Here is an 18,265-nt window from a genome sequence, read left to right on the forward strand (position 1 = left end):
GAGGCTAGGCCGAACCCTCCTAGGGAAGCGGGGGGGCGGCTGCGGCCACCATGGGGGCGACGAGCCGGGCCCCGGCTTCGGAACCCTCGAAGGGGGCGTCGCCGAAGGCGAAGATCCCGCCGTCGGAGGCCACCTCCCAGTACCCCTGGCCGGTGGAGGTCGGCGTCATGGCCACCACGGGACGGACGAGCGCCCGGCCGCCCATCGACCCGAAGAACCCGCCGCCACCGAAGGCGAAGACCCCGCCGTCGGAGGCCACCACCCAGTACCCCCCGCTCGGGGCGGCCACCATCGCCACCACCGGCTGGTTGAGCCACTGCCCGCCCATCGAACCCTCGAAGCGGGCGTCGCCGAAGGCGAAGACGCCGCCGTCGGAGCCCACCAACCAGTACCCGCCCCCGTCGCGGGTCGCAGCCATTCCCACCACCGGGCGGTTGAGCCGCTGGCCGCCCATCGACCCGAAGTAGCCGGCACCACCGAAGGCGAAGACTCCTCCGTCGGAGGCCACCGTCCAGTAGCCCTCGGGCGCGGGGGCCATGCCCACCATGGGTTGGGCCAGGTGCCGGCCGCCCATCGACCCGAAGTAGCCGGCGTCGCCGAAGGCGAAGACACCCCCGTCGGCGGCCACCATCCAGTAGCCGCCCCCGTCCGAGGTGCCGGCCATGGCGACGACCGGGGCCACCAGGCGCGTCCCCCCCATCGACCCGAAGAACGGGGCACCGCCGAAGCTGAAGACCCCGCCGTCGGAGGCGCTCGTCCAGTACCCGGCCCGTGGTGGCGGGGGTGTGGGCGGCGGCGGGAGCCCGGCAGGCCCGGCGAAGGCGTGCACCTGGGTGGACGACGCCGCCAGCAGCAGGCCGTCGGCCACCGTCGGCGTGGGGAAGTGGTTGGCCTCCGACCCCAGGGAGAAGTGCTGGACCATGTTCCCCGTGGAGGGGTCGAGCCCGTAGAGGGTGCCGCTGCCCGGCGCGATCGTCCACACGAGGCCCCCGGCCACGACGGCCGGGCCGCCCGAGCCCGTGTTCGTCTGCCACACGGCGTTGAGCTGGTTGGGAGCGACGGTGTCGGCCCTGATGAGGCCCCCTTGGCACGGCACGTAGACCGACGACCCGACGATGGCGTCGCCACCGTCGACGTCGTGCCCGGAGCAGAACGAGAACGACGCCCGCTGGCCGCCCACACCGCCCAGGCTCGACTGCGACAGCAGGTAGGCGGTACTGGACTTGCCGACCTGGAAGACGAGCCCGTTGCCGAGCAGCGCGGGCGCGCTCGAGCCCAGGTCGGCGTCACCGGCGTTGTCGATCCACCAGTTGCCGGGTGCGAAGGACTGCTCGAGCTGCATCGACGGTGACAGCTCGAGCACGCCGTCGCCGTTGTCGTAGGTTTGGCCCGACGACGTCACGGCGCTGTTGCCGGTGGCCACCCAGACGTTTCCCTGACCGTCCACGACCGGGGCGGCCCCGCCCATCCACACGGCGCCCTCGCGGTCGCCGGGGTTCGTGGCCACCTCGAACGACAGCTGGGCCCCCCCACTCTCCGGGATGGCGACCACCCAGCCGTGGTAGGTGCCGCAATCACCGTCGTTGCCGCCGAACCCCACGACGACGTTGCCGGCATCGAGCGCCAGCCCGGTCCGCTGGAGCTGGTCGAGCTGGTTGGAGCCCGGAAGATCGACGGCCTGGTGGAGGAGGACGGCCCCCGTGAACAGGTCGAGGCCGACCAGGAAGTGTTGGGCGGCGTTGCCACCAGCCTGCTCGTCGGTGACGGCGAAAACCTCGCCCCGGGCGGCGTCGATCACCGGCGTGCCCGTGATGCCGACCGTCGGGGAGATGTTCCCGCACGACAGGTTCCCGGACGGAACGGCCGGGGCCACGTGCGTCGACCAGATCACGGCACCGGTGTTGGCGGCCAGCTCGTAGACGGTGTCGTTCTCGGTGGCGACGACGACGCGGCCACCCTGCACGAGGGGCTCTCCGTAGACGGCGCCGTCGAGGCCGGCCGAGGACCACGCCGCGGTGGCCGGGCTCAGGTCTGTGCCGGTGGCGTCGACCCCCGAGCCGAGGCCGTCGTGGTGGTAGACGGTCCAGTTGGAGCCGAACACCGTGTGGGCCACGGCCGCCCTGCCGGCGGGGGCGGCGGCGCCGACCGACGGCAGCACGACGGCGATGCCGCACGCGGCGAGCGCCGGCAGACGGCGCCACCGAGGCGATCGGCGGCGCAGCGGCGGCAGAGGGCGCGGGCCCGTGATCGCCATCCCCCCATCCTGGCCGCCCCCACGCGCCCATGCGCGTACGGGGCACAACCGGGGGACAACTCGGGTCGGGTCAGATCAGAGGCGCTCGATGACCGTGCCGGTGGCGAGCGCCCCGCCGCAGCACATCGACACCAAAGCCAGGTTGGCGTCACGCCGCTCGAGCTCGTGGAGGGCGGTCGTGATCAACCGGCTCCCGGTCGAGCCCACCGGGTGGCCGATGGCGATGGCGCCCCCGTTCACGTTGACCTTGTCCCAGTCGATGCCGTGGACCTTCTGCCACGAGCACACCACCGACGCGAAGGCCTCGTTGACCTCGAAGATGTCGATGTCGTCCGCCGTCATGCCGGCCTTGGCCAGCACGCGCTCGGTGGCGGCGATGGGGCCGTCGAGGTGGTAGTAGGGGTCCGACCCCACGAGCACCTGGGCGACGATGCGCGCCCGGGGGCGCAGCCCCGCCGCGGCGGCGCGCTCCTCGGACATCCACAGCACGGCGGCGGCGCCGTCGGAGATCTGTGACGAGTTGCCGGCGGTGTGCATGCCGTCGGGAAGCACCGGCTTCAGGGCGGCCAGGCCCTCGGCGGTGGTCTCGCGCAGGCCCTGGTCGCGTTGCACGATCTGGCGCTCCCCGGTCGGCCCCTCGGGCCCCACGACCGGTGCCTCGACGGCGAACACCTCGCGGTCGAAGCGCCCTTCGGCCCAGGCGCGGGCGGCCTTCTCCTGGGAGGCGAGCCCGAGCGCGTCGACGTCGGCGCGGGTGATGCCGTACTTGGCGGCGATGCGCTCCGCCGCGCCGAACTGGTCGGGCATGTCCCACGGGAAGTCGTCGGGCCGCGAGCTGCCCGGACCGTTGATGGCGTTGGCGCCCAGGCCGACGCGGCTCATGGCCTCGACCCCGCAGGCCATGCCGACGTCGATGGCGCCCGCGCCCACCAGGTTGGCGACGAAGTGGTTCGCCTGCTGCGCGGAGCCGCACTGGCAGTCGACGGTCGTGGCGGCGGTCTCGAAGGGAAGGCCCTGGCTCAGCCACGCCGTGCGAGTGACGTTGGAGGCCTGCTCCCCCGCCTGGGTGACGCAGCCGCCCACGATCTGCTCGACCTCGGAGGGCTCGATCCCCGCCCGCTTGACCACCTCCACCTGCGCGCTGGCCAGCAGCTCGGCGGCGTGGAAGCCTGACAGCAGCCCGTTGCGCTTGCCGATCGGGGTGCGCACCGCCTCGACGATCACCGGTCGTGCCATCTGCCTACCTCCGCGTCATCCGGGCCGTGCGCGTCCGTGCGCCTCATCCGGGGGCCAAGTATAGAACGTGTTCTACGTACGCCGCCCGGCGGCGCCCGGCGGCGCCCGGCGGCGCCCCCGTCCCCGAGGGTTCGGTGGAAGGATGAGGACGTGCAGGTCACCATCATCGGCGGGGGCAGCTACCAGTGGGCACCCACGCTGATCACCGACCTCCTCGGCACCCCGTCACTGGCGGGGATGCACCTGGTCCTGGAGGACATCGACCCGGCACCGCTCGAGAAGATGGCGGCGATCGCCGGCATCGCCGACGACAAGCTGGGCGCCAAGTCCACGGTGTCCACCACGACCGACCAGCGCCGCGCGCTGGAGGGCGCCGACTTCGTCGTGGTGACGATCTCCACCGGCGGGTTCGACAGCATGGCCGTCGACCTCGACGTGCCCGCCCGCCACGGCATCCGCCAGTCGGTGGGCGACAGCGTCGGACCAGGCGGGATCAACCGGGCCCTGCGGAACATCCCCGTCCTGGCCGGTATCGGCCGCGACATGGAGGAGATCTGCCCCGACGCCTGGCTCCTCAACATCACCAATCCGATGACCACGCTCACCCGCACGGTGTGCCGGGAGACCTCGGTGAAGACGGTCGGGCTGTGCCACGAGGTGGGCAACTTCGCCATGGTCCTGGCGATCGCCTTCGGCAAGCCTCATACCGCCATCCGCCCGGTCGTGGCCGGCGTCAACCACTTCCCGGTCATCTGCGACCTCGAGATCGACGGGGCGGAGGGCTTCGCGCAGATCGCCGAACTGGTGGACGAGCTCGGCGGCCTCGACGCCATCGCCCCCGACCCGGCGCGCCCCGAGCCCGAGCCCTTTACCAAGCTCGACTTCGCCGTGCACCACGTGCTCAAGCTCGCCATGCTCGACCGCTACGGCGCGCTGCCCGGCGCCAACGACCGCCACCTGGCGGAGTTCGTGCCGTCGGTGCTCACCGAGGCGTCGGGGTGGGGGGCGGCGTGGGGCATCGAGCTGACGTCGATCGCCCAGCGCCAGAAGCACCAGGACGAGTACGTGGCCGGGGTCGACGACGTGCTGGCCGGCAAGGAAGAGCTCCCGACCTGGGACTCGGGCGAGCTGGTGGCGCCGGTGATCGACTCGCTCGTGACCGGCACCCGGCGCGAGCTGCCGCTCAACCTCCCCAACACGGGTCAGTGCCCGGACCTCCCGCTCGACGCCGTCGTGGAGTCCATGTGCGTGGTGGACGGTGACGGCATGCGCGGGCGCGACGTGGCCCGGCCGCCCGCGGCACTGGCCGAGCTGCTGCGGCGCCACGCCGCTGTCCAGGAGATGACGGTGGAGGCCGGGCTGAGCGGCGACCGCGGCCTGGCCCACGCCGCCTTCGCCCTCGACCCGCTGGCGGGCCGGGGCGACCTGCACGACACCGAGACCATGGTCGACGAGCTGCTGGCGGGGACCGCACAGTGGCTCCCGCAATTCGCGTGAGCCCGATTCGCGTGAAGGTCGGCTTCGTCGGGTTGGGTGCCATGGGCCTACCCATGGCACGGAATCTCGTGGAGGCCGGGCACCATGTGACGGTGGCCTCGCGCAGCCGACCGCCGGTCGACGAGGCCGTGGCCTTCGGCGCAGCCGACGGTGGCACCCTCACCGACGTGGCCGCGGCCAGCGAGGTCCTCGTCCTGTGTGTCCCCAGCTCCCCCGACGTCGTGCAGGTGGTCGACGCCGTGCTCCCCGCCCTGGGCCCGGGCACCATCGTGGTCGACTGCTCCACCATCGACCCCGACGTCGAGCGGGCGCAACACGAGCGCGTCAACGCCACCGGCGCGCGCTACCTCGACGCCCCGGTGTCGGGCGGCACCGTGGGCGCCAAGAACGGGACCCTGACGCTGATGGTGGGCGGCGACGAGACGACCCTGGCGGATGCCACGCCCGCTCTCCAACCCATGGCCGGCCTCATCGTGCACGTGGGCGGCCCGGGGATGGGCCAGGTCGTGAAGCTCTGCAACAACCTGATCTACGCGGCGCAGATGGTGGCCACGGCCGAGGCCACCGCGCTGGCGGTTCGCTCGGGGGTGGACATGGCGAAGCTCCTCGAGGTGCTGCTCCACTCGACCGGCGACTGCACCGCCGTGCGCACGCGGCTGCCGGTCCCCGGCGTGGTCGCCGACAGCCCCGCCTCCAACGGGTGGAAGCCGGGGTTCATGACCGACCTCATGGCGAAGGACCTCGACCTCGCCCTGTCGTACGGGGCCCGGGCCGGCGTCCCCATGACCACCACCGCCACGGCGCGCCAGGCACTGACGGCGGCGGCGACGGCCGGGTTCGGGCGCGAGGACTTCTCGGCGTTGGCGAAGGTGGTGCTCCGCCTGGCCGGCGTGGAGTGAAGCGGGCCCCGATGGGCGCGCTCGAACCTCCCGTGGTCATCCTCGCCGCCGACCACCGCGCCCGGGGGGTCATGACGGTCGAGCACTACGCGCGCTACCTGGACGCGCTGCGCGCCGCCCTGCCGAGCTGCGACGGGGTCCTGGCGAGCACCCAGCCGCTGCGCGACCTGGCGGCCGTCGGCGCGCTCGGGCCCCGGCACCGCACGTACCTCTCCATCAACCGCACAGGACTGGCGGGGAGCGTGTTCGAGCTCGATGATCGTCTCGTGGCGAGCGTAGCGGGCGCTGCGGCCGAGGGATGGACCGGCGTGAAGCACATGACGCGCATCGACCTGTCGGACTCCATGACGGCGCCGGCCCTCGAGCTGCTGGGGCGGGTGCTGGAGGAGGCGCGTGCCGCCGGACTGGAAGCGCTCGTCGAGCCGTTGTCGTGGCGCGACGGGCACGTGGCCCGTGACACCGACTCGATCGTCCTCGCCGCCGTGGTCGCCCACGACATGGGCGCGCCCGTGCTCAAGGTGCCGGTCCCCGACGCCGCCCCGGGCGCAGCGCGCGTCGACGCCGTGGCCCGCGTCGTGGCCAGCGTCGGGGTGCCCGTCCTGTTCCTCGGTGGGCCTCGCGTCGAGCCCGCCGGGGGGCGTCGCGGCACGGCAGGCGACGTGCGCGGCGCCAGGGAAGCGGTGCTGGCCGAGGTGCGCGACGCCATGGACGGCGGCGGTGCCGGGCTGGCGGTGGGGCGCGTCGTGTTCCAGGACCCCGAGCCGGGGGTCATGGCCGGTCTCGTGGCCGACGCCGTCCGGGGATGATCCTGACGATCGACCTCGGCACCAGCGTCACCAAGGCGGCGCTGTGGCGGGACGACGGCCTGGCCGCCGTCGGGCGGGCACCGCTCGAATGCCAGTACGGACCCGGCAACCGCGTCGAGCAGGATCCGGGGTCCTGGTGGCCCTCCGTCGTGGCCGCGTGCGAGGCGGCCCGGGCCGGCGCCGGTGGTCGCGGTCGTGGTCGTGGTCGTGGTCGTGGCGATGCGGTGCGGGCGCTGGGCTTCTCGGCGGCACGGCAGACGTTCGTCCCTGTGTCGGCGGCGGGGGTGCCGCTCGGGACGGCCATGGTGTGGTCGGACCGGCGGGCGGGCGCCGAAGCGGCGGCGCTGGCGGCATCGTGCGGGGGCGCGTCGCCGGTCCGGGAGCAGACGGGCGTCGTGCTCGACGCCGCCTCTGTGGCGGCCAAGGTGGCGTGGCTCGAGCGCCACGAGCCGGAACGACTCCGCCAGGCCCGGTGGCTGCTGTCGCCCCGGGACCTGCTGGCATGGCGGCTGACCGGCGAGGTGTGCACCGACCGCACCCTGGCTTCGGCGACCGGGATGTACGACGACACCGGTCGGGCGGTGCCGGCGCTCGTGGGCGATTCGGGCGACCGGCTCCCGGCGGTACACCCGTCGGACAGCGTGGTCGGCGCCCTCCTCGCTGGCCCCGCCGCCGAGCTCGCCCTCCCCCCCGGCATCCCGGTCGTCATCGGCGCGGGCGACCGCGCCTGCGAGGTCCTCGGGGCGGGCGCCTCGGCCGAGCGGCCGATGGTGTCGTGGGGGACGACGGCGAACGTGTCGGTGCCGGCGGCACACCGCCCCCACCCGGCTCCGGATGCCATGATCGTCACGCGTGGCGCGCTGGGCGGGTGGCTGCTCGAAGGAGGCCTGTCGGCCGCGGGATCGCTCGTCGCCTGGCTGGCGCGCCTGACGGGGCTCGACGCCGACACGCTGTTGGCGCGGGCCGCGGTGAGCCCACCGGGGGCACGTGGCGTCGTCGCCCTGCCGTGGTTCGGTGGGGCGCGCGCCCCCTGGTGGCGCGACGGGGCGCGCGGCGCGCTGACGGGCCTTTCCCACGACCACGACGCCGGCGACCTGGCGCGCGCCGTCGTCGAGTCGGTCGCCTGGGACGTGGCGCGGTGCCTCGGTTCGGCACACGGGTCGTTCGAGGGGCTGGTCCTCGGCGGGGCGGGCGCCGCCGCCGCGGTGTGGGTCGACGTCCTCACCGCGGTGACGGGCCTGGCGGCGAGCCGTCGACTGTCGGGGGAGGCGGCTTCGGCGGGCGCGGCGATGGTGGTCGCCCGCGCCGTCGGCTCGCCGCTCGATCTCGACCGCTTCGACCCTGTCGTCGCCGAGACGCACCCCGACGAGTCGTGGGCCGAGCGCTATCGCGCCCTGCGCCCGCGTGTCGACGAGGCCGCCACGGCGATCATCGGGATCGGGGCCCGGGACGGGGACGGGGCCGGGGCCGGGGCCGGGGGCGGGGACGGGGCCGGGGGCGGGGAGGTGGGCCCGTGAAGCACGTCCGGCTCGAGTACGGCCGACACGGCCTCGTGGCCGAGGTGCCCGACGACGCCGTCGTGGTGACGGCCACCGACCTGCCGGGGCTCCCCGACGAGGCCGGCGCCGTCGTGGCCGCGCTGCGTGCGCCGGTGGCCGGGCCGTCCCTCGACGAACTGGTCGGGGCGGCTCGGGGCGCGACGGCGCGTCCGCGTGTGGCCGTGGTCTTCCCGGACGTGACGCGGCCCATGCCCAACCGGACCGTGCTGCCTCCGCTCCTGGCCGAGCTCGAGCGGCTCGGCATGGGGCCCGAGCACGTGGAGCTGCTGTGCGCCACGGGCACACACCGCGTGGCGACGCCCGACGAGATGGTGGAGCTGATCGGTCCCGAGATCGCCCGCCGGTACCGCGTCCACCAGCACCGCGCCGGCGGGGCCGGGCCGGCGCCGGCCGACACGCACGTCGAGGTGGGGCGGGTCGACGGGGCTGCGGTCCGGCTCGACCGCCGCTACGTCGAGGCCGACGTGCGCATCCTCACCGGGTTCGTCGAGCCCCATTTCTTCGCGGGCTTCAGCGGCGGTCCCAAGGGCGCATGCCCGGGCCTGGCCGCGCTGGAGACGGTCCTCGAAGCGCACAGCCCGGCCCGGATCGCCGACCCCAGGGCGACGTGGCTCGTCACCGAGGGGAACCCCGTCCACGACTTCGTGCGGTCGGCCGTGGCGCTGGCCCCGCCGACGCTTTCGCTCGACGTCGCCATCAACGGCACGCGCCGGATCACCGCGGTGTTCGCCGGCCCGTTGCCCGACGGACACGCGGCGGCCTGCCACTTCGTCGAACAGACGGTGGTGCAGCACGTGGACGACCGCTTCGACGTGGTCCTGAGCACGAACGGCGGCTACCCGCTCGACCGCAACCTGTACCAGGCGGTCAAGGGCATGGCGGCGGCCGAGCGCGTCGTCCGGCCGGGCGGGACGATCGTCATGGCGGCGGCGTGCACCGACGGCACCCCCGGCGGCGGCGCATTCGCCCGCCTGCTCGGCGGCGCCCGCGGGCCCGACGCGCTCGACACCGTCGACGGCCCGTCCGAGACGGACCGCTGGCAGACGCAGGTGCTGGGCCGCGTCCTGCGGCGGGCGGACGTGTGGATACACGCCGAGGGCCTGGCCGAGGACGAGGTGCGGGCCGCGTTCCTCCGCCCCGTCGCCGACGTCTCGGCTGCGGTGGCGGAGGCCCTCGGTGCCGCGGGGCCGGGCGCCCGCCTGTGCGTGCTGCCCTTCGGCCCGCTCACCGTCGCCTCCGCTCCCTGATCAGGGCCGCATCGCCCGGGTTCTCTCTGTCTGACGCACGCGTCAGGGATTAGCGTGAGGCGGCAATGTCGGGAACGGGTGAGCGGCTCGTCGGGGAGGGGGCAGCGGCCCTGTACGGCGGGGACGAACCGCTGTTCGCGTTCACGGTCCCCGACGAGCTGCTCCAGGAGGCCGTCAGCAAGAGCCGGCACAAAGAGGCGATAGCCGACGTCGCCCTCATGCCCGGTGTCGGAGAAGGCAAACCGCCACCCCTGCGGGGGATCCTGCGTACGAGCGGCTACGCCCCACTCGTCCTGCTCACCCTGGCGGCCATCGTCCCGAACATGTTCGGCCAGGGCATCAACCTGATCGGCAACAACCTCGAGCAGTCGTTCCACCTCCACGATGCCGGCCTCGGGGCCGTCGCCTTCGTGGCGTCCGTGGCCCAGCTGCTGTGGGCGGTGCCCCTCGGCCTGTGGGCCGACCGTGGCAGCCGCAAGCTCGTGTCGGCCCTGGCTCTTCTCGTCTTCGCCGTGCTGGCCCCGCTCATGGCGCTGGCCCCCAACGTGTGGTGGTTCGTCGTGTTGTACCTGCTGGCCGCGGTCGGAAGCGCGGTGAACAACACGGTGCACAACTCCTACCTCGCCGACGCCTACCCGACCGAGGGGCGCAGCCGCGTCTTCAGCTGGCACTACCTCAACGACCCCGTCGCCCAGACCCTGGGCATCCTGGTCTTCGGGGGGATCGTGGCGCTGACCAACAACTGGCGGTGGGGTTTGGCGGTGGGGGCGGCAGGCATCCCCATCGGGCTGCTGCTCTTCACCATCAGGGAGCCCGACAAGGGCACCAACGAGTCGAGCCACATCCTGAAGGCCTCGGGCATGGACATCCACTCGGAGCAGGAGCACACCCCCCGCGTCCTGCTGGGCCCGGCCATCACCCGCCTGCTGCGCATCCGCTCGCTCTACTACGAGCTGGTGGCCGTGGCGGTGCTGGGCTTCGTCGGAGTCAGCGCGTCGCTGTTCGGCAACCTTTATTTCGTGCGCGTGTGGCATCTGCACACTGCTGACCGCAGCCACGTCTACGCCATCATCGGGTTGAGCGCCTTCATCGGGCTCCCGATCGCCTACTCGGTCGGGGACAGGCTCTTCCGCCGCAACCCGCAGGCACCATTGATCCTGGCAGGGGCCAGCATCACCGTGTACGGCCTCCTGTTCACCGTGTCGCTGTACATGCCGAGGCTGTGGCTGGTGGTGGCGTTGCAGTTCCTCGCCAACGCGGCCGTCGCACCGATTGCCATCGCCATCTTCCAGACGCTGGCGGCCACGGCCCCGCCCGAGATGCGGTCGATCTGTTTCGCCATGTTCGGCGTCTACTCGGCCGTGTTCGGAGGGTTCGCGGGGGGCATCATCCTCGGCGCCATCAGCGATGCCAGCAACGTCACGACGGCGCTGACGTTCATCGGGCCGGTGTGTGCGCTCGGCGGTGCGCTGCTGGTGGTGGGGTCACGCTTCGTCCGCCGGGACATCACCCTCGTCATCGAGGACGTCCTGGAGCGGTACGCCGAGGGCAAGCGCCGGCAGTCCGGCGGGGCCATCCCTGCGCTGCAGATCCACAACATGGACTTCTTCTACGGGACGCAGCAGGTCCTCTTCGACGTCAACCTCGAAGTGCCCGAGGGTGAGATCGTGGCGCTCCTCGGCACCAACGGCGCCGGGAAGAGCACCTTGCTGCGGGCCGTGTCGGGCCTCGACCACCCCCACCGGGGCGTGATCCGCATCTTCGGGACCAACTGCACCTACCTGGAGCCCGAGCAGGTCATCGATCTGGGCGCAGCGCTGCTCGTCGGCGGCAAGATGACGTTCCCGGGCCTCACCGTCCGGGACAACCTGCGCATCGGCGAGCACTCCTTCCGCCGCGAATTGCCCAGGGCCCGGGCCGCGTTCGACGACGCCATCGGGCTGTTCCCCGAGCTCGAGGCGCGCATCGACCAGCCGGCGGGCACGCTGTCGGGAGGCGAGCAGCAGATGCTCGCCCTGGCGCGCGTCATGATGACCAAGCCCCGACTGCTCTTGATCGACGAGCTCGCCTTCGGCCTGGCCCCGATGACGGTGGAGCGGCTCATGGGGATCGTGAGGCGCGTGAACGCCGAGGGCGCCACCGTCGTCCTCGTCGAGCAGAGCGTGAACCGCGCCATGACGCTCGCCGAGCGCGCCTTCTTCCTCGAGCGTGGTGAGGTTCGGTTCGACGGCTCGATCTCGGAGCTCCTGGGGCGCGACGACCTCCTGCGGCCCGTGTTCCTGGCCGGGGCGGGTGGCGACGCATGATCGCCGTGTCCCTCCCCCCGTCCGTGATCCTCGAGGGAGCGATCCTCGGGCTCAACTACGGGCTGCTGGCGGTCGGCCTGGCACTCATCTACCGGACCAGCCGTGTCGTCAACTTCGCCCAGGGACAGCTGGGCGTGGTGGCGGCCGTCTTCCTCGTCAAGCTCTACTACGACTTCGGGATCGACTACTGGGCCGCGGCGGTGGCGGCCATCGGCCTGGCGGCCGGGGCCGGTGCGCTGTCCGAGCTCGTCCTGCGCCGCCTGTTCGCCCGTCCCCGCGTCATGGTCATGGTGGCCACGATCGGGCTGTCGCAGGTCCTGTTCCTCTTCACGCTCTTGCCGTTCATCCGCCCCAAGAAGCTCTTCCGGGCCTTTCCGGTCCCGGTCAGCTGGTCGTTCCACATCGGGACCTTCCTCTTCCCCCCCGGCGACGTCCTGACGCTCATCGTGGCGCCCGTGGTCGCCCTCGGCCTCGCCGCCTTCATCCGCTTCTCCCCGTGGGGCCTGGCCATGCGGGCGTCCGCCGAGAACATGGAGTCGGCGCGCCTGTCGGGCGTCTGGGTCCGACGCACCTCCACCGTCGCCTGGACCATCGCCGGCGCGCTGTCGGCGATCACCGCCATCCTGGCCTCGCCCGCCCAGACGAGCGCCCTCACGCAGGTTCTCAGCCCCGGGCTCCTCCTCCTGGCCCTGCTGGCCGCCCTGCTCGGCGCCATGGTGAGCCTGCCGGTGGCCTTCGCCGCCGGTGTGGGGGTCGGCATCGTGCAGGACCTCCTGCAGTGGAACATCACGAACCCCTCCACCGGGACGGCCACCGTCGAGCTGATCCTCTTCGTCCTCCTGCAGGCCGCCCTGCTGGTACGGGCGGCGTCGCTGCAGAAGGGCACGCGCACCGCCGAGCGCACGTCGTGGATGTCGGGGACGATGTCGTTCCGGCGGGTGGGTGAAGGGCTGCGCGACCGCGTCGGGACCGCCGGGGTGCTGGCCACGGTGGTGGTGGCCGCGTTGCTGCCCCTGACGTTGAGCGTGGGGCGCTCGTTCCTCATGTCGCAGATCTGCATCTACGGTGTCATCGCCCTTTCCCTGACGGTGCTCACCGGGTGGGCCGGCCAGGTGTCGCTGGGGCAGTTCGCCCTGGTGGCGGTGGGGACGGACATGACCGCCCACCTCGGGTCCGGCATGCCCCTCGTGCTCCTCCTGCCGTTCGCGGGGGTGGTGACGGCAGTGGTGTCGGTCCTGGTGGGGCTCACCGCCCTGCGCATCCGCGGCCTGTACCTGGCCGTGAGCACGCTCGGGTTCGCCCTGTTCATGCAGACGTCGGTGCTGGCCACCCCGTGCTGGACCGTGCCGCTCCTGCACCGCAGGATCTGCTCGGGCCTGCCTGATCCCCAGTCGACGCTGATCGCGCGCCCGACGCTGTTCGGGCTCGGGCTCACCTCGGAGCGCGCCTTCGCCTGGTTCTCCTTGGCGGTGCTGGTGCTGTCGGTACTCATGGTGCGGGTCTGGCGCGACAGGGGCATCGCCCGCCGGTTGATCTCCGTGCGCGACAACGAGGTGGCCGCCGGCGCGGCGGGCATCCCCATCATCCGCACGAAGCTCATGGCCTTCGCGCTGTCGGGGTTCATGGCCGGCTATGCCGGGGTGTGCCTGGCCTTCGCCACGGAGCGGTTCAGCACCGACACCTTCGACCCGACGTTCTCGATCCTGGTGGTCTCGATGGTCGTGATCGGCGGCCTCGACTCGATCCCCGGCGCGCTGCTGGGGGCGGTGTACCTCGTCGGGCTGCCCGCCGTCTTCGGGACCACCACGACCATCCAATTCCTCACGAGCGGCATCGGGCTCATGGCGTTCATCCTCTACCTGCCGGGTGGCATGGCCGAGGTGATGCACCGGCTGGGGGACCTCGTCACGGCCGGCGTGGTCCGACGCAAGGCCCGGTGGCGGGGTGGGGCGCCGGCGGGGATCGGTGGGAGGGGCGCCGCGCCCGACGCCCGGATGTCTCCCGCCACGGACGCCGGGACCGTGGCCGAGGCCACCACGTGAGCCCGAAGGCCGAGCACGAGGGGCCCGCCCGCCTCGAGATCCGCGACCTCGTCGTGGCGTTCGGCGGCCTCCGGGCGGTCGACGGTGTGAACGTCACCGTCGAGCCGGGCTCGATCGTGGGCCTCATCGGGCCCAACGGATCGGGGAAGACGACGCTGCTCGACGCCGTATCCGGCCTGGTGGTGCCGGCGCCGGGGACCCTCCTCCTCCTCGACGGCGAGGACCTCGCGGACTACCTCCCCGAGGAGCGCGCCGCGCTCGGCGTGGTCCGGTCGTTCCAGGACTGCCGGCTGTACCCCGAGCTGAGCGTGGAAGACACGTTGCTGCTGTGCGAGGACGCCCGGCGGCGGGTGGGCGTGCTGTCGACGACGCTCCAGATGCCCTGGGCGCGCCGGTCCGAGCGCGATAAGCGGCGCGCCGTGGACCGCGCCATCGCCTCGTTCGGGCTGGAGCGCTTCCGCCACCATATGACCGGGCACCTCTCGACGGGGACGCGGCGGGTGGTCGACCTGGCGTCCATCGTCCTCGCCGGCCCTCGCCTTCTCCTCCTCGACGAGCCCACGGCCGGGATCGCCCAGCGCGAGGCCGAGGCGTTCATCCCGCTCCTGCGCCGGCTCCACGACGTGACCGGCGCGACCATCCTCCTCGTCGAGCACGACGTCCCGCTCGTGTTCGAGTTGTGCTCGACCGTGGTGGTGATGCAGACGGGGACGGTCGTGGCGTCGGGGAGCCCCGACGTGGTGCGCGAGGACCCCCGTGCGCTGGCCGCCTACCTGGGGGCGAGCGACGAGGCGCTTCACGTCACCGGGCCGGTCCACACCCCGGGCCCGGCGGGCACGACGCCCTGACGGCCGTCCCAGGCGCTACAGGCGGGCGGGGCCGAAGGGGCGGTCGCCTCGCAGCGTGACCCGGTGGGCGATGCGCAGTGCCTGCCCGTAGTCGTCGAGCGCGTAGTGGAGCGTCGCCCGGTTGTCCCAGAATGCCACCGCGCCCACCTCCCACCGGTACCGGCAACTGAATTCGGGCCGTTGGCAGTGGCGGTACAGCATGTCGAGGAGGGAGTCGCTCTCGATCTTGGAGACGCCCTCGACGAAGCGCGTGAACTGCGAGTTGACGAACAGGCCGTTGCGCCCCGTCTCGGGATGTGTCCTGACCACGGGATGCGACACCGGATAGAGCTTCTCGTGCCACGTTCCGTCCCACTCGTAGCCGCCCTTGGCGTCGACGTCCGCCGCGAACCACGGGTCGTGGTGCCAGGCCACGAGCGTGTCGCACAGGGCGCGCACCGGCTCGGACAGCGCGTCGTAGGCCGCCTGCAGGCTGACCCACATGGTGTCGCCCCCGACGTCGGGTGCCTCGCGCATGTGGAGGATCGAGCCGAGCGGCGGGGTCTCCAGGAAGGTGACGTCGGTGTGCCACCACGACGCGCGGTCCTCCCGGCCGTCGATCGGCAGCACCTCGGGATGCCCTTCGAGGGAGGGGATCACGGGGTGCGCCGGCGTGACCTCGCCGAACTGCCTGGCGAAGTCGGCCTGCTTCTCCGGGGAGAGGTCCTGTCCGGGGAAGAACAACACGAGATGCCGGCACAGCGCGGCACGCACCTCCGCCACGACCGCGTCGCCCAGCGGCTTGGAGAGGTCGAGCCCGCGCACCTCGGCGCCCACGTTCGGTGAGACCGCCCTGATGTCGAGCCCCGTCGCCACGTCCACGCCGACAATGGTGCCCCAGGCCCGACCCCGCCACAAGCAGCCCCGGGACGCATATCGTGTGGCGCACGGGCGGACGGAAGGGGCGGAGGATGGCGAGCGGGCGTCCTGGGGCGGTCCTGAAGCGGTCCTGGCGTCGACTGCGCCGCCGGCCTCCCGGCATGCAGGTCGGGGCCCTCGTCCTGGTCCTCGCCGTCGTGGGCGGTGCCGTCTACGGGGTCACGGCCGGCACGTCCTCGAGCACGTCCTCGAGCACGGGCTCGAGCGGGACGACGAGCGGCGGTGCCGGGGCAGGTTCGGGCGCCAACGGGTTGGGCGCACCGAGTGGTGTCGGCGTGAACCAGGCGTCGACGAGCAGCCGGGGCGTGACCGCGACGTCGATCAACGTGGCGTTCCCCGTGTCGAACCTGACGTCGCTGGCGTCGAACTTCGGCTTCGCCGGTGACACCGAGTTCGCCGCCCAGCCCGCCGCCATCCACACCTTCGTGAACGCCGTCAACGCCGCCGGCGGCATCAACGGCCGGAAGATCAACCCGATCATCGTGCATTTCGACCCGACCAGCGAGACGAACATGCGGTCCCTGTGCAAGCAGTGGACCGAGGGGAGCCCCCCTGTCTTCGCGGTGATCGACGGGATCGGGTCGTGGACCGGTGACAACGAGCTGTGCGTCACGCAGGAGGGGCACACGCCGTTCATCGGGCAGTGGACGACGGTGACCAACTGGACGCAGCAGGGCGCTCCCTACCTATGGTGGACGGGCCCAGACCAGTCGCAGATCCTCAGCACCGTCGTGGCCTGGGGCACGAACTCGGGCCTGCTCGGAAACTCGCCGAGGGTCGGCATCGTGGCGGGCGACCGCACGAGCGACCAGGTGGCCCTGAACCAGTACCTCTTGCCCGACCTGCGGCGAGCCGGCATCACCGACCCGCTCGTGGAGACGCTGCCCTCGAATCCCACCGACACCGCCGCCAGCAACGCCGCGGCGCCGCTGGTGGTGCAGCGGCTCAAAACCGCCGGCGTCCAGTCCGTGATCCCGCTCATGCCGTTCAACTCGTTCTTCCCGTTCCTCTCCCAGGAGAACGCACAGGACTACTTCCCGAAGCTCCTCCTGTCGGACTACGAGTCATCGATCCAGGTGGCCCTCGGCCTCATCCCGATCCCGTACGAGAAGGGCCTCGAAGGCCAGGAAGGCGTCACCGTCGAGACGCTCGGAGGCACCGACGCCGCCGTCCCCGAGAGCGAGGGCGGCTACAACCCCGGCGTCAGCAGCTGCTACGACACCTGGAAGGCCCACAACAAGCCGACCGACCCGTCGGTGTCCCCCTACATCGAGGAGCAGGGACCGATCGTCGGATGGTGCCAGGGCATCCGCCTGTTCGCCCGGGCGGCGACGAACGCGGGGCGCAACCTCACCCGCCGGACCTTCGTCCAGGCGATGGCGGGCATCCAGAACTTCCCCGGGACCTACACGCCGACCCTCAGCTACGGGCCGGACAAGTACGCCGGGCCCACCCAGTACCAGATCGTGCAGCTGCACAACAACGTGCCGCCGTCGGCGCTGTGCGTGCCGACCTACACGGGCAAGCCGCAGGGCACCTGCTGGCACGTGGTCCAGACCTGGGCGCCCCTTGCCGGCTGACCCGGAGGTCCGTCCCCGCAACTTCTCGCCCTGGCACTCGTGGATGGTGCGGCTGCAGCAGATCCGCCAGTCCGATCCCCTCCCGGCCGATCTGGGTGACGGCGATCCCGGCGGTCCCGGCGGCCCCGGCCGCCGTGCCGCGCTCGACGACTGGCGGGCGCGGTGCCGAGGCCGCCTCGACGACATGCTCGGCCCGCCGCCGACCCGGGTGCCCCTCGCGCTCGAGACGACGGAGTCCGTCGAGTGCGACGGCTATCGCCGCGAGCGAGTCGTGTTCGACGTCGAGGAGACCATGTCCGTGCCCGCCTACCGCCTCGTGCCGCACGGCCGCGTGGCGCCCGGCCCCGCGGTCCTGGCCGTCCACGGGCACGGTCCTGGCAAGGCCGAGGCCTGCGGGCTCGAGCGGACGGGCACGCCCAACGCCGACTACGCCCACCAGCTCGCCCGCCTCGGGTACGTCGTCCTCGCCCCGGACCTGCGCTGCTTCGGCGAGCGCGTCGACTGGAACCCGCCCGACCACTACGCCTGCGACACCAACCTGGTCCACGCCGTCATGGCCGGCCTCAACCCGCTCGCCCAGAACCTGTGGGACCTGTCCCGCGCGCTCGACGTCCTGGAGGCCGACCCGCTCGTGGACCCCGGGCGCATGGGGGTGGCCGGCCTCTCCTACGGCGGCACGATGACGCTCTTCCTGGCCGCCACCGACCATCGCGTGGCAGCCGCCGTGGTGAGCGGGTACTTCTCGTCGTGGACCGAGTCCCACAAGATGCCCTGGAACATGTGCGGCTCCCAGGTGCTCCCGGGGATGCTCGGGAACATCGAGCACGTGGACCTCGGCGCCCTGGTCGCCCCGCGCCCGCTGCTGGTGGAGACCGGCACCGACGACGACCTCTTCCCCGCGCCCGTGGCGACGGCTGAGATGGGGAAGCTGCGCGGCGTCTACCGGTCGCTCGGCGCCGGGGACCGGCTCGTGCACGACGTGTTCGCGGGCGGCCACGAGTGGCACGGAGTCGAGGCGTACCCGTTCCTGGACCGGTGGATCGGCCCCGTCGTACCGCCCCGGCGTCGGTGAG

The 18,265-nt window shown here is 72.6% G+C and carries 13 protein-coding genes; 10 read left to right on the forward strand and 3 right to left on the reverse strand.

Translation table 11 applies throughout. From position 1 onward, the window contains the following. Nucleotides 1-19 precede the first annotated feature (19 nt). On the reverse strand, nt 20-2,254 hold the full coding sequence (locus VMV22_06045; protein HUY21883.1) for a PQQ-binding-like beta-propeller repeat protein: 2,235 nt from the start codon (nt 2,252-2,254) through the stop codon (nt 20-22). 75 nt (nt 2,255-2,329) lie between these two features. Next, a complete protein-coding gene (locus VMV22_06050) occupies nt 2,330-3,490 on the reverse strand; it encodes a steroid 3-ketoacyl-CoA thiolase (GenBank protein ID HUY21884.1) in 1,161 nt (386 codons plus the stop codon). 150 nt (nt 3,491-3,640) lie between these two features. Here VMV22_06050 and VMV22_06055 point away from each other — a divergent pair, with 150 nt between their 5' ends. The 8 genes from VMV22_06055 to VMV22_06090 all read left to right on the forward strand — a co-directional run bounded on the left by VMV22_06055 (nt 3,641) and on the right by VMV22_06090 (nt 14,694). Beyond that, the gene (locus VMV22_06055) at nt 3,641-4,987 is read left to right on the forward strand and encodes a hypothetical protein (GenBank protein ID HUY21885.1); all 1,347 of its coding nucleotides are present in this window, start codon (nt 3,641-3,643) and stop codon (nt 4,985-4,987) included. 11 nt (nt 4,988-4,998) lie between these two features. Then, nucleotides 4,999-5,886: an NAD(P)-dependent oxidoreductase gene (locus VMV22_06060; GenBank protein HUY21886.1), complete on the forward strand. Its 888-nt coding sequence runs from the start codon at nt 4,999-5,001 to the stop codon at nt 5,884-5,886. An 11-nt stretch (nt 5,887-5,897) separates the two neighbouring features. Then, nucleotides 5,898-6,692, forward strand: coding sequence for a hypothetical protein (locus tag VMV22_06065; GenBank protein HUY21887.1), 795 nt, complete (start codon nt 5,898-5,900; stop codon nt 6,690-6,692). Beyond that, on the forward strand, nt 6,689-8,209 hold the full coding sequence (locus VMV22_06070) for an FGGY family carbohydrate kinase (GenBank protein ID HUY21888.1): 1,521 nt from the start codon (nt 6,689-6,691) through the stop codon (nt 8,207-8,209). The genes VMV22_06065 and VMV22_06070 overlap by 4 nt, the downstream gene beginning before the upstream one ends. After that, nucleotides 8,206-9,498, forward strand: coding sequence for a nickel-dependent lactate racemase (gene larA / locus VMV22_06075; protein ID HUY21889.1), 1,293 nt, complete (start codon nt 8,206-8,208; stop codon nt 9,496-9,498). Before VMV22_06070 ends, larA begins: the two co-directional genes overlap by 4 nt. A 65-nt stretch (nt 9,499-9,563) precedes the next feature. Beyond that, the gene (locus tag VMV22_06080) at nt 9,564-11,804 is read left to right on the forward strand and encodes an ATP-binding protein (protein ID HUY21890.1); all 2,241 of its coding nucleotides are present in this window, start codon (nt 9,564-9,566) and stop codon (nt 11,802-11,804) included. Continuing rightward, the gene (locus VMV22_06085; protein ID HUY21891.1) at nt 11,801-13,846 is read left to right on the forward strand and encodes an ABC transporter permease; all 2,046 of its coding nucleotides are present in this window, start codon (nt 11,801-11,803) and stop codon (nt 13,844-13,846) included. Before VMV22_06080 ends, VMV22_06085 begins: the two co-directional genes overlap by 4 nt. Next, nucleotides 13,843-14,694, forward strand: a complete 852-nt coding sequence (locus VMV22_06090) for an ATP-binding cassette domain-containing protein (protein HUY21892.1) — start codon at nt 13,843-13,845, stop codon at nt 14,692-14,694. Before VMV22_06085 ends, VMV22_06090 begins: the two co-directional genes overlap by 4 nt. A 15-nt stretch (nt 14,695-14,709) precedes the next feature. Here VMV22_06090 and VMV22_06095 read toward each other — a convergent pair whose 3' ends face one another. Beyond that, nucleotides 14,710-15,555: a TauD/TfdA family dioxygenase gene (locus VMV22_06095; protein HUY21893.1), complete on the reverse strand. Its 846-nt coding sequence runs from the start codon at nt 15,553-15,555 to the stop codon at nt 14,710-14,712. A 158-nt stretch (nt 15,556-15,713) separates the two neighbouring features. Between VMV22_06095 and VMV22_06100 the strand changes: the two genes are divergently transcribed. Together VMV22_06100 and VMV22_06105 are read left to right on the forward strand one after the other, a co-directional pair. Next, nucleotides 15,714-17,192, forward strand: a complete 1,479-nt coding sequence (locus VMV22_06100; GenBank protein HUY21894.1) for an ABC transporter substrate-binding protein — start codon at nt 15,714-15,716, stop codon at nt 17,190-17,192. Further along, complete coding sequence (locus tag VMV22_06105) at nt 17,182-18,264, forward strand: alpha/beta hydrolase family protein (GenBank protein HUY21895.1); 1,083 nt, start codon at nt 17,182-17,184, stop codon at nt 18,262-18,264. The genes VMV22_06100 and VMV22_06105 overlap by 11 nt, the downstream gene beginning before the upstream one ends. The last annotated feature ends 1 nt before the right edge of the window (nt 18,265 follow it).

Source organism: Acidimicrobiales bacterium (assembly GCA_035531755.1).
GTDB lineage: Bacteria > Actinomycetota > Acidimicrobiia > Acidimicrobiales > UBA8190 > DATKSK01.